Origin of the sequence: Streptomyces sp. DSM 15324 (genome assembly GCF_001514285.1) — a bacterium.
Taxonomy (GTDB): Bacteria; Actinomycetota; Actinomycetes; order Streptomycetales; family Streptomycetaceae; genus Streptomyces.
The window spans coordinates 1,064,794-1,090,562 of sequence record NZ_KQ949023.1 but is presented as its reverse complement, the minus strand read 5'-3'; the positions used below and the strand labels follow the sequence as shown (position 1 = coordinate 1,090,562).

At 71.2% G+C, this 25,769-nt stretch carries 18 protein-coding genes and 2 pseudogenes; 10 read left to right on the top strand and 10 right to left on the bottom strand.

Features of this window, described 5'->3' with window-relative positions:
* The first annotated feature begins 1 nt into the window (after nt 1).
* The 3 genes from AQJ58_RS04770 to AQJ58_RS04760 all read left to right on the top strand — a co-directional run bounded on the left by AQJ58_RS04770 (nt 2) and on the right by AQJ58_RS04760 (nt 3,720).
* On the top strand, nt 2-1,321 hold the full coding sequence (locus AQJ58_RS04770; RefSeq protein ID WP_067244998.1) for a sensor histidine kinase: 1,320 nt from the start codon (nt 2-4) through the stop codon (nt 1,319-1,321).
* Nucleotides 1,306-1,962, top strand: a complete 657-nt coding sequence (locus tag AQJ58_RS04765) for a LuxR C-terminal-related transcriptional regulator (RefSeq protein WP_067244996.1) — start codon at nt 1,306-1,308, stop codon at nt 1,960-1,962. The genes AQJ58_RS04770 and AQJ58_RS04765 overlap by 16 nt, the downstream gene beginning before the upstream one ends.
* A 171-nt stretch (nt 1,963-2,133) precedes the next feature.
* Nucleotides 2,134-3,720 carry a DUF1996 domain-containing protein gene (locus AQJ58_RS04760; protein WP_067244994.1) on the top strand — a complete coding sequence of 529 codons (1,587 nt, stop codon included), beginning with the start codon at nt 2,134-2,136 and terminating at the stop codon, nt 3,718-3,720.
* 107 nt (nt 3,721-3,827) lie between these two features.
* On the opposite strand, the gene AQJ58_RS04755 is transcribed toward AQJ58_RS04760, so the two are convergent.
* Nucleotides 3,828-4,277 (bottom strand): hypothetical protein, encoded by a 450-nt coding sequence (locus tag AQJ58_RS04755; protein ID WP_067244992.1) that lies wholly within the window; start codon nt 4,275-4,277, stop codon nt 3,828-3,830.
* 98 nt (nt 4,278-4,375) lie between these two features.
* On the opposite strand from AQJ58_RS04755, the gene AQJ58_RS04750 reads away from it, so the two are divergent.
* From AQJ58_RS04750 to AQJ58_RS04740, 3 genes are all read left to right on the top strand, one after another.
* On the top strand, nt 4,376-4,870 hold the full coding sequence (locus tag AQJ58_RS04750; RefSeq protein ID WP_107121958.1) for a tetratricopeptide repeat protein: 495 nt from the start codon (nt 4,376-4,378) through the stop codon (nt 4,868-4,870).
* A gap of 81 nt (nt 4,871-4,951) precedes the next feature.
* On the top strand, nt 4,952-6,880 hold the full coding sequence (locus AQJ58_RS04745; RefSeq protein WP_067245800.1) for a hypothetical protein: 1,929 nt from the start codon (nt 4,952-4,954) through the stop codon (nt 6,878-6,880).
* A 90-nt stretch (nt 6,881-6,970) separates the two neighbouring features.
* Nucleotides 6,971-7,660: a TetR/AcrR family transcriptional regulator gene (locus tag AQJ58_RS04740; protein WP_107121957.1), complete on the top strand. Its 690-nt coding sequence runs from the start codon at nt 6,971-6,973 to the stop codon at nt 7,658-7,660.
* Between the two features lie 3 nt (nt 7,661-7,663).
* Here the strand turns inward: AQJ58_RS04740 and AQJ58_RS04735 are convergent, their stop codons facing one another.
* The 7 genes from AQJ58_RS04735 to AQJ58_RS04705 all read right to left on the bottom strand — a co-directional run bounded on the left by AQJ58_RS04735 (nt 7,664) and on the right by AQJ58_RS04705 (nt 20,421).
* Complete coding sequence (locus AQJ58_RS04735) at nt 7,664-8,026, bottom strand: 5-carboxymethyl-2-hydroxymuconate Delta-isomerase (RefSeq protein ID WP_067244987.1); 363 nt, start codon at nt 8,024-8,026, stop codon at nt 7,664-7,666.
* A gap of 108 nt (nt 8,027-8,134) precedes the next feature.
* A complete protein-coding gene (gene pulA, locus AQJ58_RS04730; protein WP_067244985.1) occupies nt 8,135-13,501 on the bottom strand; it encodes a pullulanase-type alpha-1,6-glucosidase in 5,367 nt (1,788 codons plus the stop codon).
* 164 nt (nt 13,502-13,665) lie between these two features.
* Nucleotides 13,666-15,045, bottom strand: a complete 1,380-nt coding sequence (locus AQJ58_RS04725) for an alpha-amylase (protein ID WP_067244983.1) — start codon at nt 15,043-15,045, stop codon at nt 13,666-13,668.
* 194 nt (nt 15,046-15,239) lie between these two features.
* The gene (locus AQJ58_RS04720) at nt 15,240-16,973 is read right to left on the bottom strand and encodes a glycoside hydrolase family 13 protein (protein WP_067244981.1); all 1,734 of its coding nucleotides are present in this window, start codon (nt 16,971-16,973) and stop codon (nt 15,240-15,242) included.
* Nucleotides 16,974-17,088: 115 nt separating this feature from the next.
* Complete coding sequence (locus AQJ58_RS04715) at nt 17,089-18,012, bottom strand: sugar ABC transporter permease (RefSeq protein ID WP_067244980.1); 924 nt, start codon at nt 18,010-18,012, stop codon at nt 17,089-17,091.
* Between the two features lie 14 nt (nt 18,013-18,026).
* On the bottom strand, nt 18,027-19,031 hold the full coding sequence (locus tag AQJ58_RS04710; protein WP_067244978.1) for a carbohydrate ABC transporter permease: 1,005 nt from the start codon (nt 19,029-19,031) through the stop codon (nt 18,027-18,029).
* A 115-nt stretch (nt 19,032-19,146) separates the two neighbouring features.
* Complete coding sequence (locus AQJ58_RS04705; RefSeq protein WP_067244976.1) at nt 19,147-20,421, bottom strand: extracellular solute-binding protein; 1,275 nt, start codon at nt 20,419-20,421, stop codon at nt 19,147-19,149.
* A gap of 428 nt (nt 20,422-20,849) precedes the next feature.
* On the opposite strand from AQJ58_RS04705, the gene AQJ58_RS04700 reads away from it, so the two are divergent.
* Entirely contained in the window at nt 20,850-21,884 is a 1,035-nt protein-coding gene (locus AQJ58_RS04700) for a LacI family DNA-binding transcriptional regulator (RefSeq protein ID WP_067244975.1), read from the top strand.
* A 165-nt stretch (nt 21,885-22,049) separates the two neighbouring features.
* Nucleotides 22,050-22,910 carry a phosphatase PAP2 family protein gene (locus AQJ58_RS04695; RefSeq protein ID WP_067245798.1) on the top strand — a complete coding sequence of 287 codons (861 nt, stop codon included), beginning with the start codon at nt 22,050-22,052 and terminating at the stop codon, nt 22,908-22,910.
* A gap of 93 nt (nt 22,911-23,003) precedes the next feature.
* Here AQJ58_RS04695 and AQJ58_RS44230 read toward each other — a convergent pair.
* Nucleotides 23,004-23,147, bottom strand: a pseudogene (locus tag AQJ58_RS44230) (amidohydrolase); the annotation flags it as partial.
* 188 nt (nt 23,148-23,335) lie between these two features.
* On the opposite strand from AQJ58_RS44230, the pseudogene AQJ58_RS04690 reads away from it, so the two are divergent.
* Nucleotides 23,336-23,617 (top strand): annotated as a pseudogene (locus AQJ58_RS04690) (TetR/AcrR family transcriptional regulator C-terminal domain-containing protein); the annotation flags it as partial.
* A 24-nt stretch (nt 23,618-23,641) separates the two neighbouring features.
* Here AQJ58_RS04690 and AQJ58_RS04685 read toward each other — a convergent pair.
* On the bottom strand, nt 23,642-24,544 hold the full coding sequence (locus AQJ58_RS04685; protein WP_107121956.1) for a LysR family transcriptional regulator: 903 nt from the start codon (nt 24,542-24,544) through the stop codon (nt 23,642-23,644).
* A gap of 71 nt (nt 24,545-24,615) precedes the next feature.
* Between AQJ58_RS04685 and AQJ58_RS04680 the strand changes: the two genes are divergently transcribed.
* Nucleotides 24,616-25,644: a DMT family transporter gene (locus AQJ58_RS04680; RefSeq protein WP_079078693.1), complete on the top strand. Its 1,029-nt coding sequence runs from the start codon at nt 24,616-24,618 to the stop codon at nt 25,642-25,644.
* The last annotated feature ends 125 nt before the right edge of the window (nt 25,645-25,769 follow it).

Sequence of the window (25,769 nt, the reverse complement as noted above, 5' to 3'; positions counted from 1 at the left end):
TATGAACACCGACACGAAGAGCGGCCGGCGCGGTTCCAGGACACGGGAGATGGCGCTCGCCGCCGTACGGGGGCTCGTGCTGGCCCTGGCGGTGTGGCCCTGGACGGTGGTGGTCTACTGCCTGGCCCTCGTCTCCCTCGCCCTGATCCCCGTCGGAGTGGGCCTGGTCACCACCCCCTGGGTGATGGCCGCGGCGCGCGCCCTCGCCGACAACCGGCGCGAGCTCGCGCAGCGATGGTGCGGGATCCACATCCCGTCCGCCTACCGGCCGTTGCCCGCGACCGCCAACCCGGTGCGGCGCACCCACGCGCTGCTGCGCGATACGGCGACCTGGCGGGACCTGCGGTGGCTGATGGCGGACACGGTGGCGGGGCTGGTCACCGTGCTGCTGCCGGTCGTCCTGGTGGTCTACCCGCTGGAGGGGCTGGCGCTCGCGGCGGGGCTGTGGCGGGTGGTGTCGGACGGGTCGGACGGCCCCTACTGGTACGCCGACGGGTCGGACGGCCACGGCCCCTACTGGTACGCCTTCGTGCCCGTCCACGACCAGGCGACCGCGATCGGCGCCGGGGCGCTCGCGGTCCTCCTGCTGGTCGTCGCCGACCGGTTCGCCGTGAGCGCGCTCGGCGTCCACTTCCGGATGACCCGCGCTCTGCTCGCCCCCGGCCAGGCCGAACTCGCCGAACGGGTCAAGGTGCTGACCGACACCCGGCGCGACGCCGTGGACACCTCGGCCGCCGAACTGCGGCGCATCGAGCGGGATCTGCACGACGGGGCGCAGGCCCGGCTGGTGGCCATGGGCATGGACCTGGGCACGATCGAGATGCTCCTCGACAAGGACCCCGAGAAGGCCAGGCAGTTGCTCGCGCAGACCCGGCAGTCGTCGGCCGAGGCCCTCGCCGAACTGCGCGACCTGGTGCGCGGGATCCATCCGCCGGTGCTGGCCGAGCGCGGGCTGGGCGACGCCGTACGGGCGTTGGCGCTCCGGCTGCCCGTGCCGACCGAGGTGGCGGTGGACGTGTCCGGACGGGCCGAGGCGCCGGTCGAGTCGGCCGCGTACTTCGCGGTCAGCGAGATCCTCACCAACGCGGTCAAGCACTCCGGCGCCGACCGGATCTGGGCCGACCTGCACCACGCGGAGGGCCGGCTGCGGATCTCCGTCACCGACAACGGCCGCGGCGGCGCGGTGATCGGGGCGGGGTCCGGGTCGGGCCTGGCCGGGGTGGAGCGGCGGCTGGGTACATTCGACGGCGTCCTGGCCGTCAGCTCCCCGGCGGGCGGTCCCACCATGGTGACCATGGAGATTCCTTGCGCGTTGTCCTAGCCGAAGACCTGTTCCTGCTGCGGGACGGGCTGGTGCGGCTGCTGGAGGCCTACGACTTCGAGATCGCCGCCGCCGTGGAGAGCGGGCCCGAGCTGGAGCGGGCCCTCGCCGAGCTGGAGCCGGACGTCGCCGTGGTGGACGTCCGGCTCCCGCCCACGCACACGGACGAGGGCCTCCAGTGCGCGCTGGCCGCCCGCCGCCGCAGGCCCGGCCTCCCGGTGCTCGTCCTCTCCCAGCACGTCGAGCAGTTGTACGCGCGCGAGCTGCTCGCCGACGGCAGCGGCGGGGTCGGCTATCTGCTGAAGGACCGGGTGTTCGACGCGGAGCAGTTCGTGGACGCCGTACGGCGGGTCGCGGCGGGAGGTACGGCGATGGACCCCCAGGTGATCCAGCAGCTGCTGGCCCGCCGGTCGGGCGACGGGCAGGGGCCGGTGGAGCGGCTCACTCCCCGCGAACGGGAGGTTCTGGAGCTGATGGCGCAGGGCCGGTCGAACGCGGCGATCGCCGGCAAACTGGTCGTCACCGAGCGGGCCGTCGCCAAGCACACCGCGAATATTTTCGTGAAGCTCGGTTTGGAGGTCTCCGACGACGACAACCGCAGGGTACTGGCGGTGCTGGCCTATCTGGACCGGGACCGATAGACGGCCAACTACCTCGGACTGTGGGGTCGTTGGGGAGGGTTTGTCGTACGGGTCTCTCATCAATTTCTGAGAGCGCTGAACACCTGTGGGACGGGCTGCGTATGGGAGGGGGCAGCTTCACTCCTGTCGGGCGCCTCGATGCGACCCCGCCAAGGAAGTCAGAGGAGTTCCATGGGACGCAACATTCGTAAACGCCGCTCGTCGATGGCCACGAAGGCCGTGGCAGCATCGGCGGCCCTAGCGCTCGGCGGGGGCGGGCTGATCTGGGCGAACTTCTACGCCTCGGCCCACGAGTCCGGCGACTCGGGCCAGAACACGACCAAGGCCGCCACCGCGGCAGCGCAGGTCGCCACCATCTCCTGCCCGGACGTGGGGCAGAAGCTGACGAACGTGCCGGACAGGGCCAAGCAGGGCGTCGCCGCCGAGCTCGCGAACCTCGACAAGCAGATCACCGAGGCCTACGCCCGGCTCGCCTCCTCGCGTCAGGCGCAGGCGAACGACCCCGGCTTCGTGCAGAACGCGATCGTCGGTCCCCTGAAGGAGAAGCGGGCCGCCACGATCGACCGGATCCGCATCGACATCCAGCGGGTCGGCGGCCAGTTCGACAACCAGATCAGCCAGCTCGCGGCCTGCACCACGCAGGCGGCCAACGCCAACACCACCGCGGGCCAGGCGGGCAACGGCCAGCAGAACAACAACAACGGCCAGCAGAACAATGGCCAGCAGAACAATGGCCAGCAGAACAATGGCCAGAACAACGGTCAGCAGAACAACGGCCAGCAGAACAACGGTCAGCAGCAGGCCGGCGCCAACGGCCAGGGCGGCAACGGTCCGACCGCGGCCGACTTCGTGGACATCACGAAGGTCCAGCCGAACGCGCAGCTGGGCGTCGGCGCCAACGGCCTCGCGGCCAACGGCAACTCCGGCTCCCGCGGCAGCTTCACCACCCGGTGCGGCACCAACGGCAACAAGAACCACAACACGGACAACGTGATCGTGGCCCCCGGTGTCAGCAACGGCGCCCACCACCTGCACGACTACGTCGGCAACCAGTCCAACGACGCTTTCGCGAGCGACCAGAAGCTGGCGGCGGCCCAGACGAGCTGCCAGAACCAGGGCGACAAGTCGTCCTACTTCTGGCCGGTGCTGCGCGTGCAGAACGGCCAGCAGGACTTCGACCAGAACAGGGACGGCGGTGGCAAGGAGGGCAACGTCGGCAAGATCCTCCAGCCCGCCCAGGCCCAGCTGACGTTCCTCGGCAACAAGCGGGGCAACGTCGTCGCGATGCCGACGGCGCTGCGCATCATCACCGGTGACGCCAAGGCCTTCGTCAACGGCAACGCCAACGCCAACGTGAACTGGTCCTGCACCGGCTTCGAGAACCGGGTGCAGCTGGAGACCCAGTACCCGATCTGCCCGCAGGGCAGCCAGGTGGTGCGCACGACGTTCTTCCAGAGCTGCTGGGACGGCAAGAACATCGACTCCGCCAACCACCGTACGCACGTGTCCTTCGTCCGTGGGGACGGCACCTGCGCCAACGGCTTCAAGGCGATCCCGCAGCTGAAGGTCCGGCTGGTCTACAACGTTCCGCGGCCGTCGATCCAGAACGGCGTCGTGAAGAACGCCTACGCGGTCGACACCTTCCCGGAGAACCTGCACAAGCCGATCACCGACCACAACGACTTCATCAACTTCTTCTCCGCGAACACGATGAACAAGATGGTCAACTGCATCAACACCGGCAAGCAGTGCCAGTAGTCGCCGACCCCGGTCGATGACCGGGACGGCACACTGAGAAGGCCGGCGGTGAGGAATCCTCACCGCCGGCCTTTCTCGTGTGCCTTTCGTGTGCCGTGCCGACGTGCTCAGTGGCCGGAGTGCGTCGCGCTCCCAGACGCCTCGCCCGACTCGTGCGCCGAGTGGTCCGTGCCCTCCTCGATGTCGCCGCCGAGCGTCTTGCGCAGCGAGGTCACCGTGCTGTCCTTCTCGCCCACGACCACCCACTTGCGGCCGACCAGGTAGTGGCCGCCGTAGTCCTTGGCGCCGTTGATCCACTCGCGCTGGCCCCGGTCGGTGGCGAAGGTCAGCAGGAGGAACTTGCCCGCGGCGGTCTTGCAGATGGCCTGGCGGAGTTCGTCGGCGTCGGTCTGCATGTCGGGCGTGCAGTCCACCTCGGCGGCCAGGTGCTCCAGGCTGCCGGTGGCCGCCGTCGGGACGGCCACCTCGGCCTTGCCCTGACTTCCGGACGCGCACCCCGCCAGCACCAGCGCCGCCACGGCGGTCGCTGCCGCGAGGATCGGTCGGGTCACCTTCATCTGTCCTCCCTGCGTGAGCTTCGTCCTGGATACGGCTCCCGCGTACGGTCCGCTCAAAATACGCTGACGGCCTGGCACACACGTGCGAGAGTGGGCCGGTGAACGACGACTGGGAAGAGCGCGTGACGGCCGCCTGGGCCACCCTTGACCACTACCCGCAGGCGCGGGCCGCCGACTTCCGGGCGGTGATCGACGAACTCGTCGCCGAACTGCCCGGGGACAGCCCCCTCGGCGCCTTCGAGCGGGCCTGCGCCTGGGACTCCACCGGCCACAGCGACCGGGCCGTACCGCTCTACCGGGAGGCCCTCGCCCTCGGTCTGACCGGGTACAAGGGCCGCCGCGCCAGGATCCAGCTCGCCAGCTCGCTGCGGAACACCGGGCAGGCCGAGGAGGGCGTCGCGCTGCTCACCCCCGAACTGGACGCCCCCTCCGACGAACTGGACGACGCGGTACGCGCCGCGCTCGCCCTGTGCCTGTCCAGCCTCGGCCGCGACCGCGAGGCCCTGTCCCTGACCCTCGGCGCCCTCGCCCCCCATCTGCCCCGGTACCAGCGCTCGATGGCGAACTACGCACGGGCGCTCGTGGAGTCGTAGGCGGAGTCGCAGGTGGAGTCGTAGGCCGGGCGTCGGCCCCTACGGCGGTGACCATCCTCCGTGCCGCTCGTTGCGCTGGGCGTGCAGTCACAGGATGTCGCCCCGAGCCCCGCACCCGGTTCCGTCACCGACCGGGCCGTCGACGTCGAGCAGGCCGAGGCCGCGCTCGTCGAGCACTATCCGCGCCTCGTCCGGCTCGCCTATCTGGTGCTGCCGCCGGGCCTCGGCCGGGGCCGCCGGGTCCTGACCGCCCACGCCCTCGTCCAGCGCGCCCTGCCCCGGCGTCGCGCCCAGGCCCCGGTGATCCCGGCCCAGGCGCAGGCCGGCGGCCGTGACGGCGACCCCGGGTACGCCTACGTCCGCCTCCAGGTGGTGCGGACGGCCCTCCAGGCGGGTCTGCCGCTCGCCCGCCCGGCCTGGCCCAGGCGGGCGCAGCTGCCGCCGCTGCTCCCGCAGGTCCGGGGCCTGAGGCTGTTCCCGCACTCCGGCGGCGCCGACGAACTCGCCCTGGACCAGCGGCTGTCCGCCCTGGACGGCCCGGCCCGCGCCGCCTATGTGCTGCGCGGCCTGGAGAAGCTCGCCGACGGCGAGGTGCGCAAGGTCCTCGCCGAGGCGGGGGTGGCGGACACCGACGCGGCGCTGGACGAGGCCGACGCGGTGCCCGCCCGGTACGCGCTGCTCGACTCCCCCGAGTTCGACCCCTGCTCCCTCCAGGCCCGGCCCACCGATCTGCTGCGCCGCCGCCGGCACACCACGGCCGCGCTGGCCGCCGCCGCGGCCCTCGCGGTGTGCGGTGCACTGGTCGCGCTGCCCGGCGACGGCTGGGGACCGGACGGCGCGGCCGCCCCGGTGTACGCGCAGAACCCGGCCGCCGAGGCCGCGCTCGACCCGGGCCGGCTGCTGCGGGTCTCCCCCGTCGCCTGGAAGACGTCCGCGCGCACCGACTTCTCCGTCTGGCCGGCCCGTGGCGCCCTGGTCCGCGACACCGCTCTGCTGCGCCGCGCCCTCGCGGTCTGGGCTCGCCCCGGCGCGTCGGTGCAGGTCTCGGCGACCCCCGACACCCCCTCCGGCGGCCCGTCCGGCCCGCCCCAGCTCCTGTACGCGGCCGAGGTCGGCAACGCGCGCGTGGTGCTCTTCCACGACGGTTGGCGCATCGCCCGCTATGCCGAGCCGAAGGACGGCACGGCCGGGGCCGCCCTGGACTTCGCGCGGGTGGACGGCGCGACCGGCGCCGAGGCGTCCGCGATCGTCCTGGACCGGGCCGACGGCAACGTCCGCTGGCTGACGGCGCCCTGGGTGACCGCGGCGGGCGAGCGGGACCTCGGCAAGCCGGGCGCCGGGGTGATGGCCCTGACGCTCACCGACGGCATCACCTCGCCGCTGGCCAGCCCGGTGACCCGGACCGGCAGCTGCACCGGCTGGAACGTCCTCCAGCTCACCGAAGCCTCCGGCACCCATCTCCTGACCGACCTGGGCGAGCTGGTGCCCGCCCGGCTGACCGGCGGCCGGCCCACCGCGCCGAAGGAGGCCACGGGAGCGGAGGCGCTCGGCACCTGGGCGCCGTACGCCTGCTCGCTGGCCGATGTGCGCGGGCAGGGTGTGCGCACGGTGAACGTGTGGTCGTACGCGCGCCAGCCGCTGCCCGACGCGAGCGGCTCGGCGGAATGGGTGTGCACCCGGGCGGAGACCTGGCGGGGCGACGGGAGCCGGGTGCTGGCCCAGTTCCGTACCCCGGGCGGGCTGTTCGGGGCGGCCGTGGCGAAGGCCGGGGACGTCCCCGCGTGCGGGCCGCGCGATCCGCATGTGCTGGCCGGGGTGTTGTGGAAGTCGCAGGGCGGCCACTGGTACCTCCTCGCGGCCGGCGACTCGGGGACCCGGAACGTGCGGGCGACCGGCGGGGTACGCGGCTTCGCGCCGGGCCATCTGCTCACCGCCGCCGCGGAGAAGGGGGCGAAGGCGGACCTCAAGGGCACGCTGGCGAACGGGCGTCGGGTGAGCGGTCTCAACTGATCGCAGGCCGCGCCGGGACGTGCCCGACAGGTGTCCACCCGAGGCCGATCCGGTCCGTTCGAGGCCGGATCCGATCGGTAAGGTGTGCGCATGACTACCGGGGTTCGTCGAAGAATGGGAGTCGAGGAGCGTCGGCAGCAGTTGATCGGCGTCGCCCTCGAACTGTTCGCCCAGCGCTCGCCCGACGAGGTCTCCATCGACGAGATAGCGGCCGCCGCCGGTATCTCGCGCCCCCTCGTCTACCACTACTTCCCCGGCAAGCTCAGCCTGTACGAGGCGGCGTTGAAGCGGGCCTCGGAGGACCTCGCCGCCCGTTTCGTCGAGGCCCCCGAGGGCCCGCTCGGCTCCCGGCTGCTGCGGGCCATGCGCCGCTACTTCGACTTCGTCGACGAGCACGGCCCGGGCTTCTCCGCCCTGATGCGCGGCGGCCCGGCCGTCGGCTCGTCCACGACGAACGCCCTGATCGACTCCGTGCGCCAGGCCGCCTACGAGCAGATCCTGTCCCACCTGGGCATCACGGACCCGCCCGTCCGGCTGGAGCTGGTGGTGCGCTCCTGGATCTCGCTCGCCGAGTCGACCGCGCTGATCTGGCTGGACGGGCGGCGGATCCCGCGCGAGGAGCTGGAGGTGCAGTTGGTGCACGACTTCGCCGCGCTCACCGCCGTCAGCGCGGCCTACGACGAGGAATTGCGCAGGCTGCTGCACCCGGTGCTGGCCGCGGAGCCGGCCGACGGTCCCTTCGGGAACCTGGCGGCCCGGCTCATCGCGCTGGCCTCCTGAGGATCACCTGTCGAACTTGCGGTACGACGGGTCGAGGTCCCGGATCTCGGCCGAGGCGTGCAGGGTGATGCCCTCGTCCGCGATGTGCCCCCGCAGCAGTTCCAGGACCGCCTCGGTCAGCCGGGCCTTGGTGTCGTCGGTGCGGCCGGCGAGCAGACCAAGACAGACGTGGACGACCGCGTGCTGCTGCTCGAGCGGGTCCTCGTAGCCGTACGCGGTCTCGTCCGCCCGGCGGAACAGGGTCTTGCAGGCCTCCGGCTTGGCGACCGCGATCTCGACCACCGCGGTGTGCAGCGCCCGGGCGAAGGCCTCCCGGTCGAAGGCGTGGGTCACGGCGGCCGAGTAGTCGACGGTGATGTTCGGCATGAGCGCTCCTGGTCCAGGACGACGGCGTCGGTCACGTCACCCTAGCCGCAGTGCCGGCCTGGCGATGTCGTCGTCCTGGCCGTGGGCGAAGGGGCCGCCGGTCCCGTATCAGGAGACCCGGGAGAAGACCGCGACCGTACGACCCGGGACGGCGAAGGTGCCCGATTCCCGCACGTAGGACGAGGCCTTGACGGTGGAGTCCGCGCCCGACGCCTGCACCGGGTGGAGCCGGTAGCCCCGGCCGGCGAGAGAGACGATCCGCTGCCTCTGCTCGTCCGGCGTGGCGTTGAAGACGACGACCAGATCGCCCAGCTCCATGGTGATCACCCCCGGCGTCTCGTCCGTGCCGGACAGCGGGAAGGACAGCGCGGACTGCACCCGGGCGGCCGTGCCGAGCGAGAACGCCTTCTGCGTCGTACGGATCCTCAGCAGGTCCCGGTAGGCGGCAGAGGCGCCGGTGATCTGCGCGCAGCCCACCTCGACGCTCGTCAACAGGGGCTTGGCGTAAGGCCACTTGGAGGCGTTGTCGGCGGCCGGGGGCAGCCCGCGGCCGAAGCCGTTGCCGTCGGCGCAGTTCCAGTGGATCGCGTTGAACCAGTCGCCGCTGTCGAAGGAGTTGCGGTCCAGGGACTTGGAGCGCAGCAGGTCGGAGCCGGCCTGCGAGAGCGACGGTCCCTGGGAGAGGACGGCCGTGGCCATCGCGAGGACCTGCATCCGGGCCCGGTCGGCGGGGCTCGTCGACGACGGCAGCTTGTAGGCGAGGGCGTCGAACAGGGACTCGTTGTCGTGCGCGTCGGCGTAGGCGAGGGCGTCGCCGGGCGCGGCCGCGTATCCGGCGGGCTGCCCGTTGTAGTCGACCTGGGCGCCGGTGACCTCCTTGCCGTCGGTGTCGGTGAACCGGTAGGCGGCGAGGTTGCCGGACAGACCGACCTTGATCAGGTCCTGGTAGTGCAGGAGGCGGGCCTTCTGCTCGGCCCTCGTCCCGTTGGCCGTGGCGGAGTTGGGGTCGGTGTACAGGCCGGACGCGAAGCCCTGGACGCCGGGGTCGGAGTCGAAGGGTCCGCCGCCGCGCACCGCGTCCCGGGCCCGGTCGGAGAAGGTCGCGATGCCGGTGCCGGCCATGTTCTTCTGCGTGGCCTGCGTGAACCGGGCGTCGTCGGCGACCTCGCCGAAGTTCCAGCCCTCGCCGTACAGGATGATCCCCTTGCCGTCCACGCCGTCCTCGGCGGGGGTCAGCGCGTCGAGCGCCTTGCGGACGGCCAGGATGTTGGCCTTCGGGTGGTGGCCCATGAGGTCGAAGCGGAAGCCGTCGACCTTGTACTCCCTGGCCCAGGTGACGATCGAGTCGACGACCAGCTTGCCCATCATGGCGTTCTCGGTGGCGGTGTTGGCGCAGCAGGTGCTGACGGCGACCGATCCGTCGGCGAGGAGGCGCTGGTAGTAGCCGGGGACGATCCGGTCCAGGACGGAGGTGTCCGCCTGGCCGCTCGCCGCCGTGTGGTTGTAGACGACGTCCATGACGACCCTCAGGCCGTCCTCGTTCAGGGACTTGACCATCTCGCGGAACTGGACCGTGCGGGCGGTGCCGTCCGCTTCGGTGGCGTACGAGCCCTCGGGGACCGTGTAGTGGTACGGGTCGTAGCCCCAGTTGTAGGCGTCCTTCGCGGCGGTCTTCGCCACGCACTCCTGCTGCCGCTCGGAGTCGGCCGGGTAGGAGGCCAGGTCGCAGCCGGGACTCTGCTGGTCGGCCTTCCTCTCGGGGACGGTGGCGAGGTCGAACGCGGGCAGCAGGTGGACGTACGACGTGCCCGACGTCGCCAGGGCGCGCAGATGCCGGGAGCCGTCGCTGTTCCTGTCGGTGAAGGCGAGGTAGGTGCCCCGGTCCTTCGCCGGTACGGTCGGGTCCGCGACGGAGAAGTCCCGGATGTGCAGCTCCTGGATCTCGGCGTCCTTGAGCGGCACCGCCCTGGGCTTCGGGTACGAGGACCAGCCGCCCGGCGCCAGGGTCCCGTCGTCGAGGTCGACGACCAGGCTGCGCGCGGAGTCCGCCGTCAGGGCGACCGAGTAGGGGTCGGTGACCTTGTTGGTGACGACCTTGCGGACGCTGGGCGCCCAGACCTTCACGACGTACCGGTAGGCCTTGCCCTTCCAGGTCGTGGGGCCGGTGACGGACCAGACGCCGGTGGTGGCGTCACGCCTCATCCTCACGAGGGAGCCGTCGAGTTCCAGGGACACCTGCTGAGCGGTCGGCGCCCAGACGGACAGGGTGGGGCGGCCCTTCGCGAACGTCGGGCCCAGCTTCGCCTTCGTCGCGGCGGGGTACAGCGCGTCGAGCACTCCGGCGATCTGGACGCCGGTCGCGGCGAGGACCGCACCGTTCGTTGCCCGCTGGGAGGCGACGAGCTGACCGTCGAGGGCCTCGCGCACCCGGTCGCGGTCGCGCGGGTCGACGGACCAGGCGGTGTAGTCCTTCAGGTGCGGGAACCTCGCCTTCTGGGCGTCGCTGAGCGTGGTCTTCGTCAGCCGCAGCCAGCGCTCGTCGTCGCTGGTCAGCGTGCCCTTGTCGACGGTGATCGAGCCGTCGTGGGAGGAGAGGAGCTGGGTGGAGGCGGCGGCGTCCGAGCCGTTCCAGGCGACCGTGTCCCGGTCGATCCAGACCGCCTTGGAAGTGGTCAGGTCGAGCGCGGCGGCGGACCCGGCGGGCTGCGGGAGCAGGTACTTCTCCTGGCCGCCCAGCAGCCACACCTCGTGGCCGTTCGCCGTGAGGTCGAGCACCTGGTCGGCGGGCAGGTCCTTGTCGTCGCCCTTGTGGAGGATGTAGCTGAGGCTGGTGGCCCCGGCGGTGAGCGGCACCTCGAAGACGGCCCCGTAGGCGTCGGTCCTCACCGGCTTCAGCGGGTGGGACCACTCGGTGGGGTTCGCGGCGCCCGTCCAGACGTGCAGGCCCCAGCCGTCGTGGTCGCCGTCGGCGCGGTGGTAGTGCAGGATCGCCTTCGACGTGTCCTGGGCGGGGTGGTCGGGTCGCTCCGTCCGCACGTCCTCCTTGCCCTGCTCGATCCAGACCTCGCCGGCCTTGGTGACGTCGATCGTGCGGTCGGTGGCGACGTCCTTGGTGCCGTCCTTGTCTACGACGAGGAAGCCGATGTTCGAGGCGCCGGGCTTCAGCTTGACGTAGGCGAAGGCGCCGTAGGCGTCACGGCCGGTGAAGGGGTGGCCGGCCGGCCAGTTCGTGGCCTCGCCGGCGGCGAGGTCGCCCCAGGCGTACAGGCCCCAGTCGGTGTAGTCGCCGTCGGTGCGCCGGTAGTGGACGATCGCGTAGTCGCGGGAGGAGGCGGTGGGGATCTCCCTGGCCGGCGGGGTGCCGGTGGTGGACCCGGCGGTCGCGGACGCGGTCCGGCCGGCCGAGTCGACGACCACCGCCTTGTAGCGCAGGGCGGTTCCGGCCGGGACGTTCTCGCCGATGGTCTGGGTGACCTTGTAGGGGGCGTGGTCGGCGGAACCGAGGGTCCGCCACTTCCCGTTGCCGGTCCGGGCGGCGAAGACGACGCGGTTGAGCTGACCGCCGTCGACGTCCGCGCCGAGCTCGACGGTGCCGGTGGCGCCGACGGCGGGGGCACGGAGAGTGATCGTCGGCCTGCTCGCGGGCCGGTCGAGCTTACGGGCGGCCTTGAGGACGATCGCCGACCCGGCCGGGACGGTCACCGTGATCTTCTTGTCGGCGCCGGAGGTCGCCGTGCTCCTGGTGCCGTAGATCCCGTGGAAGGCCATGGCCGCGGAACCGGTCGCGAAGGTCGCCGTCCGGGCGGTGTCCGCGTTGTTGAAGGCGACGACGTACTCGGTGCCGGTCCTCGCGTCGGTGCGGGAGAAGGCGTAGACGCCCGCGCCCTCGGCGGCGTACCGCTCGGTCTGGACGCCGTCGGTCAGCGCCGGGTTGGCCTTGCGGAGCCCCGCGAGGGCCGCGATCCGCCGGTACAGCGGGGCGCTCGGGTCGTAGGCGTCGCTCGCGTGGGTGCGGTCGGTGCCGAGCTCGTCGTCGTCGAGGTAGTCGGCGACCTTGGAGGCGAACATGGTCTGGCGGGCGTCCTTGTCGCCGCCGGAGCCGGTGAAGCCCTGCTCGTCGCCGTAGTAGACGACCGGGTTGCCGCGGCTGAGGAACATCAGCTCGGTGGCGAGCCGGTCCTTCTTGAGCAGTTCGGCGTCGGTGGCCCTCGGGTTGTCCTGCTTCAGGAAGGCGCCGATGCGGCCCATGTCGTGGTTGCCGAGGAAGGTGACCTGCTCGTACGCGTTGGCCTTGTCGGTCGTGTACCGGTAGTCGTCGGCGAAGACGCCCGCGAGCTTCTGCGCGCTGCCGCCCTGGGAGGCGTACTGGCGGGCCGCCTCCTGGAAGGGGAAGTCGAGGGTGGCGTCGAGGCGGCCTCGGGTGACGTACGGTGAGGTGATCGAGGGGTCGGCAGAGTAGACCTCGCCGAACATGAAGAAGTCCTTGCGGCCCCGCTTCGCCGCGTAGGCGTCGAGGGCGGTCGCCCACTGGGTCCAGAACTCCATGTTCACATGCTTGACGGTGTCGATCCGGAAGCCGTCGATGTCGAAGTCCCCGACCCAGCGCTGGTAGATCCTCTCCATGCCGCTGACGACCTCGGGGCGCTCGGTCCACAGGTCGTCGAGGCCGGCGAAGTCGCCGTAGGTCGTGGACTCGCCGGCGTACGTCGAGTCGCCGCGGTTGTGGTACATCGTCGGGTCGTTGAGCCAGGACGGCACTTTGGACCGGGACGTGACCTTCGGGGTGCGCGGGAAGGAGTCGGCGTCGACGGCCGGGAACGTCTCCCCGGCGGCCGCGTGGTCGGCGTCGTCGAAGGGCCGGCCGTCCTTGGTCAGATAGGGGAAGGCGCCCTTGGAGAGGTAGTCGTAGGACTTCTCCTCGTAGTCGACGACGTCGGCGGTGTGGTTGGTGATGACGTCGAAGAACACCTTCATGCCCTTGGCGTGCGCCCGGGTGATGAGGGTCGAGAGGTCCTTGTTGGTGCCGAAGTGCGGGTCGACCTGGGTGAAGTCGGTGATCCAGTAGCCGTGGTAGCCGGCCGAGGTGTTGCTGCCGGTGCCCTGCACGGGGCGGTTCTTGAAGATCGGGGCCATCCAGATGGCGGTGGTGCCGAGGCCCTTGATGTAGTCGAGGCGCCGGGTCAGACCCTTGAGGTCGCCGCCCTGGTAGAAGCCCTTGTCGGTGGGGTCGTAGCCGGTGGTCAGGCGTGAACCCGTCAGACCGCCCCGGTCGTTGGTGGTGTCCCCGTTGGCGAAACGGTCCGGCATGACGAAGTAGAACTGCTCGCGGGTGTCGTCGTGCCGGGCGGGCTCGGCGGCGAGCCTCGTGTCGGAGGGCGGCGGGGGCGGGCTGTCCGCGTGGGCGGCGAGCGGCTGTACGAGCGCGGCGGCGAGGGCCGCGGCGGCGCCGGCCGCGACCCGTCTGACGTGTATCACCGGTGTGAACTCCTAGCGATGGCGGCTCTCTTGGGTCCGACCCCGCGCGACCGTATCGCTGGCGCAAGGTTTACAGCAAGAGTCATGCAACCAGCAGCAAGAACTTTCACCGGAGCCGGCCTGGACAGCCGGTGTGCGCGGGGTGCGGGGCCCGGGAGGGGGCTTCAGCAGCTGGACTTGCCGGCGTAGATCGCCAGGGCGGTGTCCGCGCCGAGGGTGGCGGTGAACCGGCCGCCGGAGTTCACGGTCACGGTGGTGTTGTTCTGGACGTCGCAGTACGTCCCCGCGGCCAGGGAGGTCTGGTAGGTCCGGGTCAGCGAGCCGCTCTCGTGGTTGATCGCGACGTACCCCTTGCCGCCCCGGCCGAAGGCGATGGCGTCGCCGCCGTTGTCCCACCAGTTCGTGACGGCCTCACCGCGGGTGGCGTTGCGGAAGGCGACCATGCGGCGGATCTCCGGCCAGGCGTGCTGGCACTTCCAGCCGTCCTGCCAACAGGCTGTGACCGCACCGCCGTTGGGCGGACCGGCGTCCGTGTCGGACCACTCGTAGCCGGAGTTGATGTCCGGGGCGCCGTACGGGTACGCCAGCATGAAGACGTTGGCGAGGGTGTACTTCGCGCCGTCCTTGTAGTTGAGGGTGGAGCCGTTGCGCTCGGTGTCGTGGTTGTCGACGAACACGTCGGCGACGGAACTGCTCAGATAGCCCCAGCCCTCGCCGTAGTTCTTCAGGTAAGCGAGGTTCTCGTTGTTGAAGACCCGCTTGAGGTCGTAGGCGTAGCGGAATTCCTGGACGTCGCCGTTCCCCGTGTACTCCGTGGGCTGGACAGCCTCGCCGCTGCCGTAGATGACCTCCTGCTTCCAGTACACGCCGGTTTTCGTGAGCCGGGACTTGATGTTGGCGAGGTCGGCGGTGTCGATGTGCTTGGCCGCGTCGATGCGGAAGCCGTCGACGCCGAGGGTGAGCAGGTCGTTCAGGTATCCGGCGAGGGTCCTGCGCACGTACTCCTCGCCCGTGTCCAGGTCGGCGAGGTGCACCAGCTCGCAGTGCTGGACGTTCCAGCGGTCCCGGTAGTCGGTCACCGGGGAGGTGCAGTCGTCGAAGTCGTAGGAGGAGTACAGGCCCGGGTAGTCGTACTTCGTGTACGAGGAGCCGCCGGTGCCGGTGCCGCTGCCCGCGGCCATGTGGTTGACGACCGTGTCGACGACGACCTTCACACCCGCCGCGTGGCACGTGGTGACCATGTTCCGGAACGCGGCGCGGTCACCGAGGCGACCGGCGATCCGGTAGCTGACCGGCTGGTACGACGTCCACCACTGCGCTCCCTGTATGTGCTCGGCGGGCGGGGAGACCTGGACGTATCCGTAGCCGGCCGGGCCGAGGGTGTCGGTGCACTCCTTGGCGACAGAGGCGAAGTTCCACTCGAAGAGGACGGCCGTGACGTCCTTGGTGCCGGGCGGGGCGGCGTGGGCTGCGGACGCGGGGGCCAGGAGGGCCGCCCCGGCGGCGAGGGCGACGGCGCCCGAAAGGGTTCTGCTGCTGACCATGGGGGTTCCTTCTCCGTTGAAGGCTCTTGCTGCAATCTTTCAGAAACCTTGCGGTGGCGCGAGGTTAACGGTGCGCGGGCCGGAAAAGGCAGGGGGCGGCGTGAAAGAAGTGCGCGCGAGCCCATGGATCGACGCCCGGGACGACAGAGGACCCCGCCGCTTCCCGGGGAAGCGGCGGGGTCCTTGACGGTTCGTCAGGCCGTGGTCCACCACACGGTCGTGTCGGCGGGGAGCTTGAGCTCGCCGTCCGTCTCGGCCACCTCGCCGCTGGTGAGGAGGACACGGCCGTACGACGGGACGCGGACCGACTCGCCGGAGGTGTTCGTGACGCACACGAACTCGCCGCGCCGGAAGGCGAGGACGCCCTCCGGGGCCTTCAGCCACTCCACCGCGTCACCGGCGCCCAGGTCGGGCTGGGTGCGGCGCAGGTGCAGGGCGGAGCGGTAGAGCTCCAGGGTGGAGCCGGCCACGCCCTGCTGGGCCTCGACGCTGAGCTCCGCCCACTCCGCGGGCTGGGGCAGCCAGCTGCCGCCCGTGCCGAAGCCGTACGACGCCCCTTCCCGCGTCCACGGGATCGGCACCCGGCAGCCGTCGCGGAAGCCGTCCTGGCCGGCGCCGCGGAAGTAGGCCGGGTCCTGGCGGACCTCGTCGGGGAGGTCGACGACGTCGGGCAGGCCGAGTTCCTCGCCCTGGTAGACGTAGGCGGAGCCGGGCAGGGCCAGCATGAGGAGGGTGGCCGCGCGGGCGCGGCGCAGGCCCAGGTCGCGGTCGCCGGCCGTGCGGATCTGGGTGCCGAGGCCGGGCGGGTTGGCGAAGCGGGTGGCGTGCCGGGTCACGTCGTGGTTGGACAGGACCCAGGTCGCCGGGGCGCCGACCGGGCGCATCGCCTCCAGGGTGCGGTCGATGACGGCGCGGAGTTCCTTCGCGTCCCATTCCGTCGACAGGTACTGGAAGTTGAAGGCCTGATGGAGCTCGTCGGGGCGGACGTAGTTCGCGGTGCGCTCGACGGTGGGGGTCCAGGCCTCGGCGACGAAGATCCGCTCGCCCGACTCCCGCCACCGCCCTTCCGCGGCGAGCCCTTCGGTCCCCTTTTTCTCACCGGCGTACTCGTCGAGGATGAGCCGCCACTGACGGTAGATGTCGTGGACGCCGTCCTGGTCGAAGAACGGCATGACATCGTTGCCCAGCAGTTTGAGCTGGTCGTGGGAGCCGATGTCGGGAAGACCGGCGGCCTTCACCAGGCCGTGGGCGACGTCGATGCGGAAGCCGTCCACGCCCATGTCCAGCCAGAACCGCAGGATCGAGCGGAACTCGTCGCCCACGGCCGGGTGGTCCCAGTTGAAGTCGGGCTGCTCGGGGGCGAAGAGGTGCAGGTACCACTCGCCGTCCTCGACGCGGGTCCACGCCGGGCCGCCGAAGATGGACTCCCAGTCGTTGGGCGGCAGTTCGCCGTTCTCTCCCGTGCCGGGGCGGAAGTGGTAGCGGTCCCGGAGGGGGGAACCCGGCCCCTCCGCGACCGCCCGCTTGAACCACTCGTGCTGGTCGGAGGAGTGGTTGGGGACCAGGTCGACGATGATGCGCAGGCCGAGCGCGCGGGCGTCACGGATCAGGGCGTCGGCGTCGAGCAGATTGCCGAACATCGGGTCGACGGCCCGGTAGTCGGCGACGTCGTAGCCGGCGTCGGCCTGCGGGGAGGCGTAGAAGGGGCTGAGCCACACGGCGTCCACGCCGAGGTCGCGCAGGTACGTCAGGCGGGAGCGTACGCCTTCCAGGTCCCCCATGCCGTCGCCGTTGCTGTCGGCGAAGCTGCGCGGGTACACCTGGTAGATCACCGCGTCCCGCCACCAGTCACGGCGGGCGCCGACGGTGGCGACGGCCGCTGCGGAGGCGGGGGTGGGGGCCGGGGCTGCGGAGTGCTGCTGGCTCATGGCGTCCTTGGTACGTAACGGATTCATCGGGTCGGGGTGGAGGAGTCGGTGGGAGACGGGGCGGCCGCGGTGCCGGCGGGGTCGGATGACACCGCGGCCGCCCCGGGTTCATGGGTCAGCCCTTGGTGCCACCGGCCGTGAGGCCCGTGACCAGGTTCTTCTGCACGAGGTAGAAGAACGCGGCGGCGGGCAGGGCGATCAGCACCGCGGTGGCCGCCATGAGGTTGCGCTGGGCGTCGTGCTCGCTGACGAAGGACTGCAGGCCGACGGCCAGCGTGTACTTGGTGTCGCTGAGCATGAACGTCGAGGCGAAGGCGACCTCGCTGAAGGCGGTGAGGAAGTTGTAGAACGCGGCCACGGCGAGGCCGGGCTTGGCGAGCGGCAGGACCAGCCGGAAGAAGGTGCCGAACGGGGTGAGCCCGTCCACGCGTCCCGCCTCGTCGATCTCGAAGGGGATGGTGTCGAAGTACCCCTTGAGCAGCCACGCGCTGTACGGGATGACCGTCGTGCAGTAGACGAGGATCAGGCCGACGTAGCTGTCGATGAGCTTCAGGTCCGAGAGGATCTGGTACATCGGCACCATCAGGACGGCGACCGGGAACATCTGGGTCACCAGCAGCACCCACATGAACTTCTTGTAGCCGGGGAAGCGCATCCGGGAGACGGCGTAGCCGGTGGTGGCGGCGATGAGCACGCCGATGGCCGTGGTGCCGAGGGTGACGATCAGCGAGCTCTTCAGCCAGTCGAAGAACTGGGTGTGTTCGAGCACGAACGTGTAGTTGGCGAACGTCATCTTGTCCCAGATGCCGCCCGGGTGCAGGTAGTCGTCCTTGTCCGGGCCGAGGGACAGGTACACCAGCCAGAGGATCGGGAACAGCGCGATCAGGCTCGCGACGGTCAGGACGGCGTGGGAGGCGAGGGAACCGGCGAGGCCCGTCTCGCCGCGGCGGCGGACCCGGCGCGATGCCTTCGGTGCCTTCACGGGGTTCTCCTTGCTCACCGGGGCCGAGGCGGGGGTGGGAGCGGTCGTGGTACTCATCGGGAACTCCTGCCTCAGATCGCGAGCTGCTGCTCGTTGCGGCCCAGCCAGCGGCGGTAGAAGGAGGTGAAGACGATCAGGATCGCCAGCAGCAGGATGCCGTAGGCGGCGGACTGGGCGAAGTCGCGCGGCTGCTGTCCGAAGCCGAGGTAGTAGGCCCAGGTGACGAGGATCTGCGCGTCGGGGGCGGTGTTGCCGAACAGCAGGAAGATCACGGCGAACTGGTTGAAGGTCCAGATGATGCCGAGCAGCACGACGGTGGAGCTGACGGTCCGCAGGCCGGGGACGGTGACGTACCGGAACCGCTGCCAGGCGCTCGCGCCGTCCATCTCGGCCGCCTCGTAGAGGGAGGCGTCGATCGACTGGAGGCCGCCGAGCAGGGAGACCATCATGAACGGCACACCGCACCAGGTGTTGACCATGATCGCGGCGAACCGCTGCCAGAAGGTGTCCTCCAGCCAGGACGGCGACGGCAGGTGCAGGGCGTCGAGGGCGGAGTTGATGATGCCGCCGTCGGCGAGCATGAAGCGCCAGCCGAAGACCGTGACGAAGGTGGGCACCGCCCAGGGCAGCACCAGGACCAGCCGGTACAGGGTGCGGCCGCGCAGCTTCTGGTTGAGCAGCAGGGCGAGGCCGAGGCCGAGGGTGTAGTGCAGGGCGACGCAGAGGGCCGTCCACACGATCGTCCAGACGAAGTGCGACCAGAAGCGGTCGTACGCGGTCGGGCCCCAGAGGATGTCGGCGTAGTTGTCGAGGCCGACGAACGTGTACGTGGCGTCGATGTGGTTGACGCCGATCGTGCGCGCGGTGTTGAGGCTGTTGGCGTCGGTGAGGGTCAGGTAGAGGCCGTACACCAGGGGGTAGAGCACGAGGACGCCGAGGACGACCGCCACCGGGGCGATCATGGCGTAGGCGTACCAGTGCTTGTGGTAGCCCCGCTTCAGGCGCCCGCCCAGGCCGGGTCCTGGCTCACGGTCACCGCGGCGTCTGCCGGTCGCGCGGTCGATGACGACTGTCATGGTTCGGCACCTTCTGGGTCTGCACGCTGGATCTTCGAGGGGGTGTACGGCTCACAGGCCGGTGGCCGCCGGATCCCTCCCCCGTGCTGCGGGGGATCCGGCGGCCACGCGGGGCTCACTTGCCGAAGTCCGGCACCAGCTTGGCGATGGCGGTCTCGGCGGCGCTCAGGCCCTTGTCGAGGGTCTCCTTGCCGCCCGCGATCTTGGGCAGTTCGGTGTCGAGCGGCCCCCACAGGGAGCTGTACTCCGGCAGCGCGGGGCGCGGCTGGGCGGCGGCGAGGACCGTGCCGTACCCGGCGATGCCCGGGTCGGCCTTGACCTCGGCGGTGTAGGCGTCGTCGCGCGTCGGCAGGGTGGAGTTCTTCAGCGCGATGGTCGACTGGGACTTCGCCGAGGTCATGAAGTCGACGAACTTCAGCGCGGCGGCCTGGTGGGCCTTGTCCGAGCCGGCGTAGACCGAGAGGTTGTGGCCGCCGGTCGGGGCGCCCGCCTTGCCGGTGGAGCCGGCCGGGACGGTGGCGATGCCCAGGTTGGCCTTGTCCTTGAAGGCGGTGCCCTTGTAGAAGTTGGTGATCTCCCAGGGGCCCTGGATGATCGCGGCGACCTTGCCGTTGACGAACGCGTCCTGGATGTGGGCGTAGGCGTCGGCGGTGGTGTCGGCCTTGTGGAGGCCCGTGCCGTCGAACAGGCTCAGCCAGGTGCCGTACGCCTTCTTCGCGGCGTCGGAGTCGACCGTGATCTTCTTGGCGGCGACGTCGACGGTGTCGGTGCCCTCGCCGTAGAGGAAGGTCTGGGCGTAGTAGGCCTGGGTGGAGCCCCAGTAGCCGTCGACGCCGGTCTTGGTCTTGACGGTGGCGGCGGCCTTCTTGAGGTCGTCCCAGGTCTTGGGGGCCTCGGTGATGCCGGCCTTCGCGAACAGCGCCTTGTTGTAGACGAGCGCGAGGGTGTCGGTGACGAACGGCACGCCGTAGGTCTTGCCGTCGTACTTCGCCTGCTCGATCAGGTTGGACTTGAACTTGGCCTGGTCGGAGAGGGCCTCGGTACCGTCCAGCGGCAGGAAGTAGCCCTTCTTGGCGAAGGCGGGCGTCCAGCCGACCTCGGAGCGCAGGACGTCCGGGGCGCCGGAGGCACCGGCGGCGGTGTCGAACTTGTTCTGCGCCTGGTCGAAGGGCACGTTGACGTACTTGACCTTGATGTTCTTGTTGGCGGCCTCGAACTCCTTGACCAAGGCCTGGTACGTCGGCGCCTCATTGGTGGCGTTGGAGGTGTCCCACCAGGTGAGGGTGACCGGCCCGCCCGAGTTGTCGCTGCCGCTGTCGTCTCCGCCGCAGGCCGTCGCCGCGAGGGCGAGGGACGCCATCAGCGCGGTGGCCGCTATGCCACGCCGCATGAGTTCTCCTTGAGGGTGAAAGCCCGTGTAGCTACAGGGGGCGGTCCCGTCCACCGTCCCTGCCGACTGGCCGACCGCGTCGATGGGGCCCCTCCCGCTCGCGTTCGTTCGAGAGTGGGGGACGCCGCCGGGCGTGGCCGAACGTAACAGCGTTGTAAGCGTGGCGAAAGTACTTGCTGCAAAAATTTGCAAGACGGCTCGGAAGTTACTCGGGCGTGACCGGACGGCGACCGTCATGAGACGCTTGTTTACGCCCGTCGAGCAGGTGGGACGGCCTGTGCAAGACTCTGCAAGCTCTTGCCATCCACTGTCATGAAGGATCACGAGGGAGCGCGATGACGCAGCAGCCGGGACGAGGCAGGCCAGCGGGTCGGCCGCGGCGTCCGATTGGTGTGCAAGGCGACACCTGGCCGGTACAGTCCACGTCTGTGACCACACGGCTTGCCGACATCGCCGCGCAGGCGGGGGTGAGCGAAGCGACCGTCAGCCGCGTCCTCAACGGCAAGCCTGGCGTCGCCGCCACCACCCGCCAGTCCGTGCTCGCCGCACTGGACGTCCTCGGCTACGAACGCCCGGTCCGGCTGCGCCAGCGCAGCGCGGGCCTCGTCGGCCTCATCACGCCGGAGCTGGAGAACCCGATATTCCCGGCCCTGGCCCAGGTCATCGGGCAGGCGCTGACCCGCCAGGGCTACACCCCCGTGCTCGCCACCCAGACCCCGGGCGGCTCCACGGAGGACGAGCTGACCGAGATGCTGGTGGACCGCGGGGTCGCCGGCATCATCTATGTCTCGGGGCTGCACGCGGACACCACGGCCGACATGCAGCGCTACGAGCAGCTGCGCGCGCAGGGCGTCCCCTTCGTCCTGGTCGACGGTTTCTCCCCCAAGGTGCAGGCGCCGTTCATCTCCCCCGACGACCGGGCGGCGATGACCCTCGCGGTCACCCACCTCGCGTCGTTGGGCCACACCCGGATCGGGCTCGCCCTGGGTCCGAAGCGGTTCGTGCCCGTGCAGCGCAAGATCGAGGGCTTCGTCCGCACCATGCAGGACCAGCTGGGGCTGGGCGCCGAGCAGATCGAGACGGAGCTGGTGCAGCACTCCCTCTACACCCTGGAGGGCGGGCAGGCCGCGACCACGGCCCTGATCGACCGGGGCTGTACGGCGATCGTCTGCGCCAGCGACATGATGGCGCTCGGTGCGATAAGGGCGGCCCGGCAGCGGGGCCTCGCGGTCCCCCAGGACATCTCGGTGGTCGGCTTCGACGACTCCCCGCTGATCGCCTTCACCGACCCGCCGCTCACCACCATCCGCAAGCCGGTCCCCGCGATGGGCCAGGCCGCGGTGCGCACGCTGCTGGAGGAGATCGGCGGGACGCCCGCGCCGCACAGCGAATTCGTGTTCATGCCGGAACTGGTGGTGCGGGGTTCGACCGCTTCGGCCCCCGGGGACCGGAACCGCCCTTAGCTCGTCGGATCGTCCTCGGGAGGTCGTCCTCAGGGTGGAGGAAAAGGGGGTTTTCTCCGCTGCGCCGGTAGGAGACGATGGTGGGTGTGCGCCGTAGAACATGCGGGGGCAACCCGACCGGAGGATGATCGGGCGAAGAGGGCTTTTCTGGCAGACTTTGTGTCCATGGGTGACTCGACCGTGACGCCGTTGGAAGGCCGTGAACAGGCCGTTCCACAGGCCGTCGCGGCCGGGGCCGGCGAGCGCCGTCTCGGCCGGCTCCGCTCCCCCCGCCGGCCCCGCCTCTGGTTCGAGATCCTGCTCATCGCGGTGAGTTACTGGACGTACTCGCTGATCCGCAACGCGGTGCCCGAGCAGCGGTCCGAGGCGCTGGGCAACGCGGACTGGATCTGGCGCATGGAGCACCACCTGGGGCTCGCCTTCGAGCATTCGGTCAACCACACCGTGAACTCGGTGACGTGGCTGATCGTGGGCATGAACTACTACTACGCGACGCTGCACTTCATCATCACGCTGACCGTCCTGGTCTGGCTCTACCGCAGCCACCCGGGCCGCTACGCCGCGACCCGGCTGGTCCTCTTCGCCACCACCGCGGTCGCCCTGGTCGGCTACTACTTCTATCCGCTGGCGCCGCCGCGGCTGATGACCGGCGGCCACTTCGTCGACACCGTCATGGTCCACCGCACCTGGGGTTCGATGGCCTCCGGCGACCTGAAGAACATGTCGAACCAGTACGCCGCGATGCCGTCCATGCACATCGGCTGGTCCCTGTGGTGCGGGCTGACGATCTTCGCGCTGGCGAAACTGCCCTGGGTGCGGATCCTGGGCCTGCTCTACCCGGCGGCGACGCTGATCGTCATCGTCGCCACCGCCAACCACTTCTGGCTGGACGCGGTGGGCGGCATCATCTGCCTCGCCTTCGGCTTCACGGTCGCGGCCCTCTGGTACGGCGCCCTCCCCTACTCCCTGCCCCGCCACGTCCCGCCCCGGGGCCGGGGCGGAGCCCTCCTGCCGACGAAGGCGTAGCCCGCGGGGCGGCCGCGGCGCCTCTCGGGGACGGCCGCGGTGCCCCTCAGGGACGGCTGCGCTGGCCGTCGGGGGCGTCGGCAGTGCCACCGGTCACCCTCGGTCACCCCCTCCGGTGACCGTGAGACATACCGGTGCCTCCGCGAGTTCGTCCGCCGGAGCCGCGACCGGGTCCAGACCGAAGGCCGTGAGATCGGCCCGCAGGCCCACGGCGATACGCCCTCCACGGCCGGCCTCCCGCCGGAACGCCCAGCCCGGGGCGGGGCCAGGGCCGGGCCGGGACCGGGGCGGGGCCGGGGGCAGGGTCGGGGGCCAGGGCCGGGGGCATCCGTAGGCCCAGCGTCTTCGGCAGCACACCCTCCTCGGCGAGCGCGAGGACGTAGCGGTTGATGGCGTTGTGGAAGGCGAGGAGGGAGGCGAGGACGCTGGTGACGTACGAGCGGGCGGTGACCGTGCTGCTGGACGCGGGCTTCGCGCCGGCGGCCGTGATGCCGCTGATCATGGCGCTGGAGAACCTGGTCCTCGGCTCGGCCCTGGACCAGGCGGCCCCCGAGGCGATGCGGGAACTGACGGAGACCGCCCCGACCCCCCGCCTGGCCGAGGCGCTGGCGGCGGTCCCCGAGGGCCGCGCCGACCAGGCGTTCGAGGTGGGCCTGGAGGCCCTGCTGGAGCACGCCCGCGCCCTCCTCGTCCGCTACGTCCGCTAAAAGGAACAGAGGCAGGGGCGCGGCTCAGGCGGGTGGCGGGGCCGCCTCCCGCAGTGCCTCGACGAACGCCTCCAGAGCCGCCTGCGGCGGGGCGGACGCGCGCACCGCCGTGTGGATCGTGCGGACCGGTACGGGATCCCGTACCTCCTTCACCACCACCCCCGGATGCCGGCTCCCCAGCCCCAGACGGGGCACGAGGGCCACCCCCAGCCCGGCCGCGACGAACCCCTGCGCGGTCCCGTAGTCCTCGCTCTCCACCACGAACCGTGGCCGGAAACCCACCGCCGCGCAGGCGTCGAGCTGGGCGTCGAGGCAGGGGCCGGGCCACTCACTGCCGACGAACGCCTCCTCGGCCAGCTCCGCCAGCCGCAGCGCGCGCCGCCCGGCCAGCCGGTGTCCGCGCGGGAGCACCGCGAGGTAGGGGTCGTCGAGCAGGGGCGCACGCCGCACCCCCTGCTCCGCCGGTTCGTCCGCGCCGCGCACCACCAGGGCAAGATCGGCCCGCCCCTCCCGGACGTCCGCCAGGGCGTCCCCGGTGTCGGTGGTCAGCCGCAGATCGACCCGGACGCCCGGGTGCCGCTCCCGCAGCCGGGCCATGGCCGGTGCCACGAGCCCCGCCCCGGCGGTCGCGAAGTACCGCACGGACAGCCGCCCGATCCGCCCCGCCGCCAGATCGGCGAGCGCCGCCTCCGCCTCGGCGACCTGCCGCCCGATGGCCTCGGCGTACTCGGTGAGCAACAGCGCCGCGGCCGTGGGCCGCACCCCGCGCCCCACCCGCTCCAGCAGTGCGGTCCCGGCCTCCTTCTCCAGCGCGGCGATCTGCTGGCTCACCGCGGACGGCGTGTATCCCAGCACCCCGGCCGCCGCCGTCACGGACCCGCTGCCCACGACCGCCCGCAGCATCTGCATCCGTCGCACATCAAGCATGCAGTCCAGCTTAACGAATCATCCAGAACCTTTCACTTGTCCTCACAGAAGAAGGGGGCCACGGTGGTGGCATGCCCCTCGCTTCCACTCTCCGTATGGCGGCCCTGGCCCTGTTCTGGGGCTCCGGCTTCCTCTGGATCAAACTGGCCCTCACCCACGGACTGACCCCGGTCCAGATCACGATCGCGCGCTGCGCCCTGGGCACGGCCGTACTCCTCCTCCTGGCCCGCCGATCGGGCCAGCGCCTCCCGCGCGGGCGCACCACCTGGCTCCACCTCGTCGTGGCCGCCCTGTTCTGCAACGCGCTCCCCTTCGCCCTGTTCGCCCTGGGAGAGCAGCGGGTGGACTCGGGGCTCGCGGGGGTCCTCAACGCCACGACCCCGCTGTGGTCCCTCCTCGTCGGCCTGACCCTGGGCACCGACCGGGGCGCCCACCCGCTCCGCCTGGCCGGCCTGGTCCTCGGTTTCGCCGGTACGGTTCTGATCTTCGCCCCGTGGCAGCAGGAGGGCCTGTTCGGCGGGCCCGCCCTGGCCCTGTTGGCGGCGGCCGCCAGCTACGCCGTGGCCTTCGCCTACATGGCCCGCCATCTCGCCGTACGGGAGGCCCCGCTGGCCATGTCGGCGGCCCAGCTCCTGACCGCCACGGCGTGGACCACGCTCGCCCTCCCGGCGGCCGGCCCGCTCCGCCCGGACCCGGTCGGCCTGCTGGCGGTGACCGCCCTGGGCGTCCTGGGCACGGGGCTGACCTTCTACCTCAACTACCGTCTGATAGCGGACGAGGGCGCGACGGCGGCGGCGACGGTCGGCTATCTGCTGCCGGTGGTCTCCGTGGCGCTCGGCGCGCTGGTCCTGGACGAGCACCTGGGCGCCCGCACCCTCGCCGGGATGACGGTCGTCCTGGTGGGCGTGGCGCTGACCCGCGGACGCGGCACCGCGCCCAGGGCGGCCGAGGGGCGTGGCGACGGGGCTGCCGGCGGGGCTGCCGACGGGCGTGGCCACGGGAGTGCCGACGGGCGTGTTCCCGAGCGCGCGGACGGGCGTGCCGACGGGCGTGTTCCCGAGCGCGGACGGGACTCCTGCCCGGCGTGTTCCCGGGCGTGACGACGGGACTGTTGCCGGGCGGGACGCCGACCCGTCCGCCGCCCCACCAGCCGTCCCGTCCGCCGCCCCGCTCACCACCCCACCGGCCGCCACGGCCACGGGTGACGCCCGCCCACGCACGGCCA

What these genes read in the sequence shown, in the direction of transcription:
- AQJ58_RS04770 (WP_067244998.1), top strand. Translation starts at nt 2, where the DNA reads ATGAACACCGACACGAAGAGCGGCCGGCGCGGTTCCAGGACACGGGAG.
- AQJ58_RS04760 (WP_067244994.1), top strand. Translation starts at nt 2,134, where the DNA reads ATGGGACGCAACATTCGTAAACGCCGCTCGTCGATGGCCACGAAGGCC.
- AQJ58_RS04755 (WP_067244992.1), bottom strand. Translation starts at nt 4,277, where the DNA reads ATGAAGGTGACCCGACCGATCCTCGCGGCAGCGACCGCCGTGGCGGCG.
- AQJ58_RS04740 (WP_107121957.1), top strand. Translation starts at nt 6,971, where the DNA reads ATGACTACCGGGGTTCGTCGAAGAATGGGAGTCGAGGAGCGTCGGCAG.
- AQJ58_RS04735 (WP_067244987.1), bottom strand. Translation starts at nt 8,026, where the DNA reads ATGCCGAACATCACCGTCGACTACTCGGCCGCCGTGACCCACGCCTTC.
- AQJ58_RS04725 (WP_067244983.1), bottom strand. Translation starts at nt 15,045, where the DNA reads ATGGTCAGCAGCAGAACCCTTTCGGGCGCCGTCGCCCTCGCCGCCGGG.
- AQJ58_RS04720 (WP_067244981.1), bottom strand. Translation starts at nt 16,973, where the DNA reads ATGAGCCAGCAGCACTCCGCAGCCCCGGCCCCCACCCCCGCCTCCGCA.
- AQJ58_RS04715 (WP_067244980.1), bottom strand. Translation starts at nt 18,012, where the DNA reads ATGAGTACCACGACCGCTCCCACCCCCGCCTCGGCCCCGGTGAGCAAG.
- AQJ58_RS04710 (WP_067244978.1), bottom strand. Translation starts at nt 19,031, where the DNA reads ATGACAGTCGTCATCGACCGCGCGACCGGCAGACGCCGCGGTGACCGT.
- AQJ58_RS04705 (WP_067244976.1), bottom strand. Translation starts at nt 20,421, where the DNA reads ATGCGGCGTGGCATAGCGGCCACCGCGCTGATGGCGTCCCTCGCCCTC.
- AQJ58_RS04695 (WP_067245798.1), top strand. Translation starts at nt 22,050, where the DNA reads ATGGGTGACTCGACCGTGACGCCGTTGGAAGGCCGTGAACAGGCCGTT.
- AQJ58_RS04685 (WP_107121956.1), bottom strand. Translation starts at nt 24,544, where the DNA reads ATGCTTGATGTGCGACGGATGCAGATGCTGCGGGCGGTCGTGGGCAGC.
- AQJ58_RS04680 (WP_079078693.1), top strand. Translation starts at nt 24,616, where the DNA reads ATGCCCCTCGCTTCCACTCTCCGTATGGCGGCCCTGGCCCTGTTCTGG.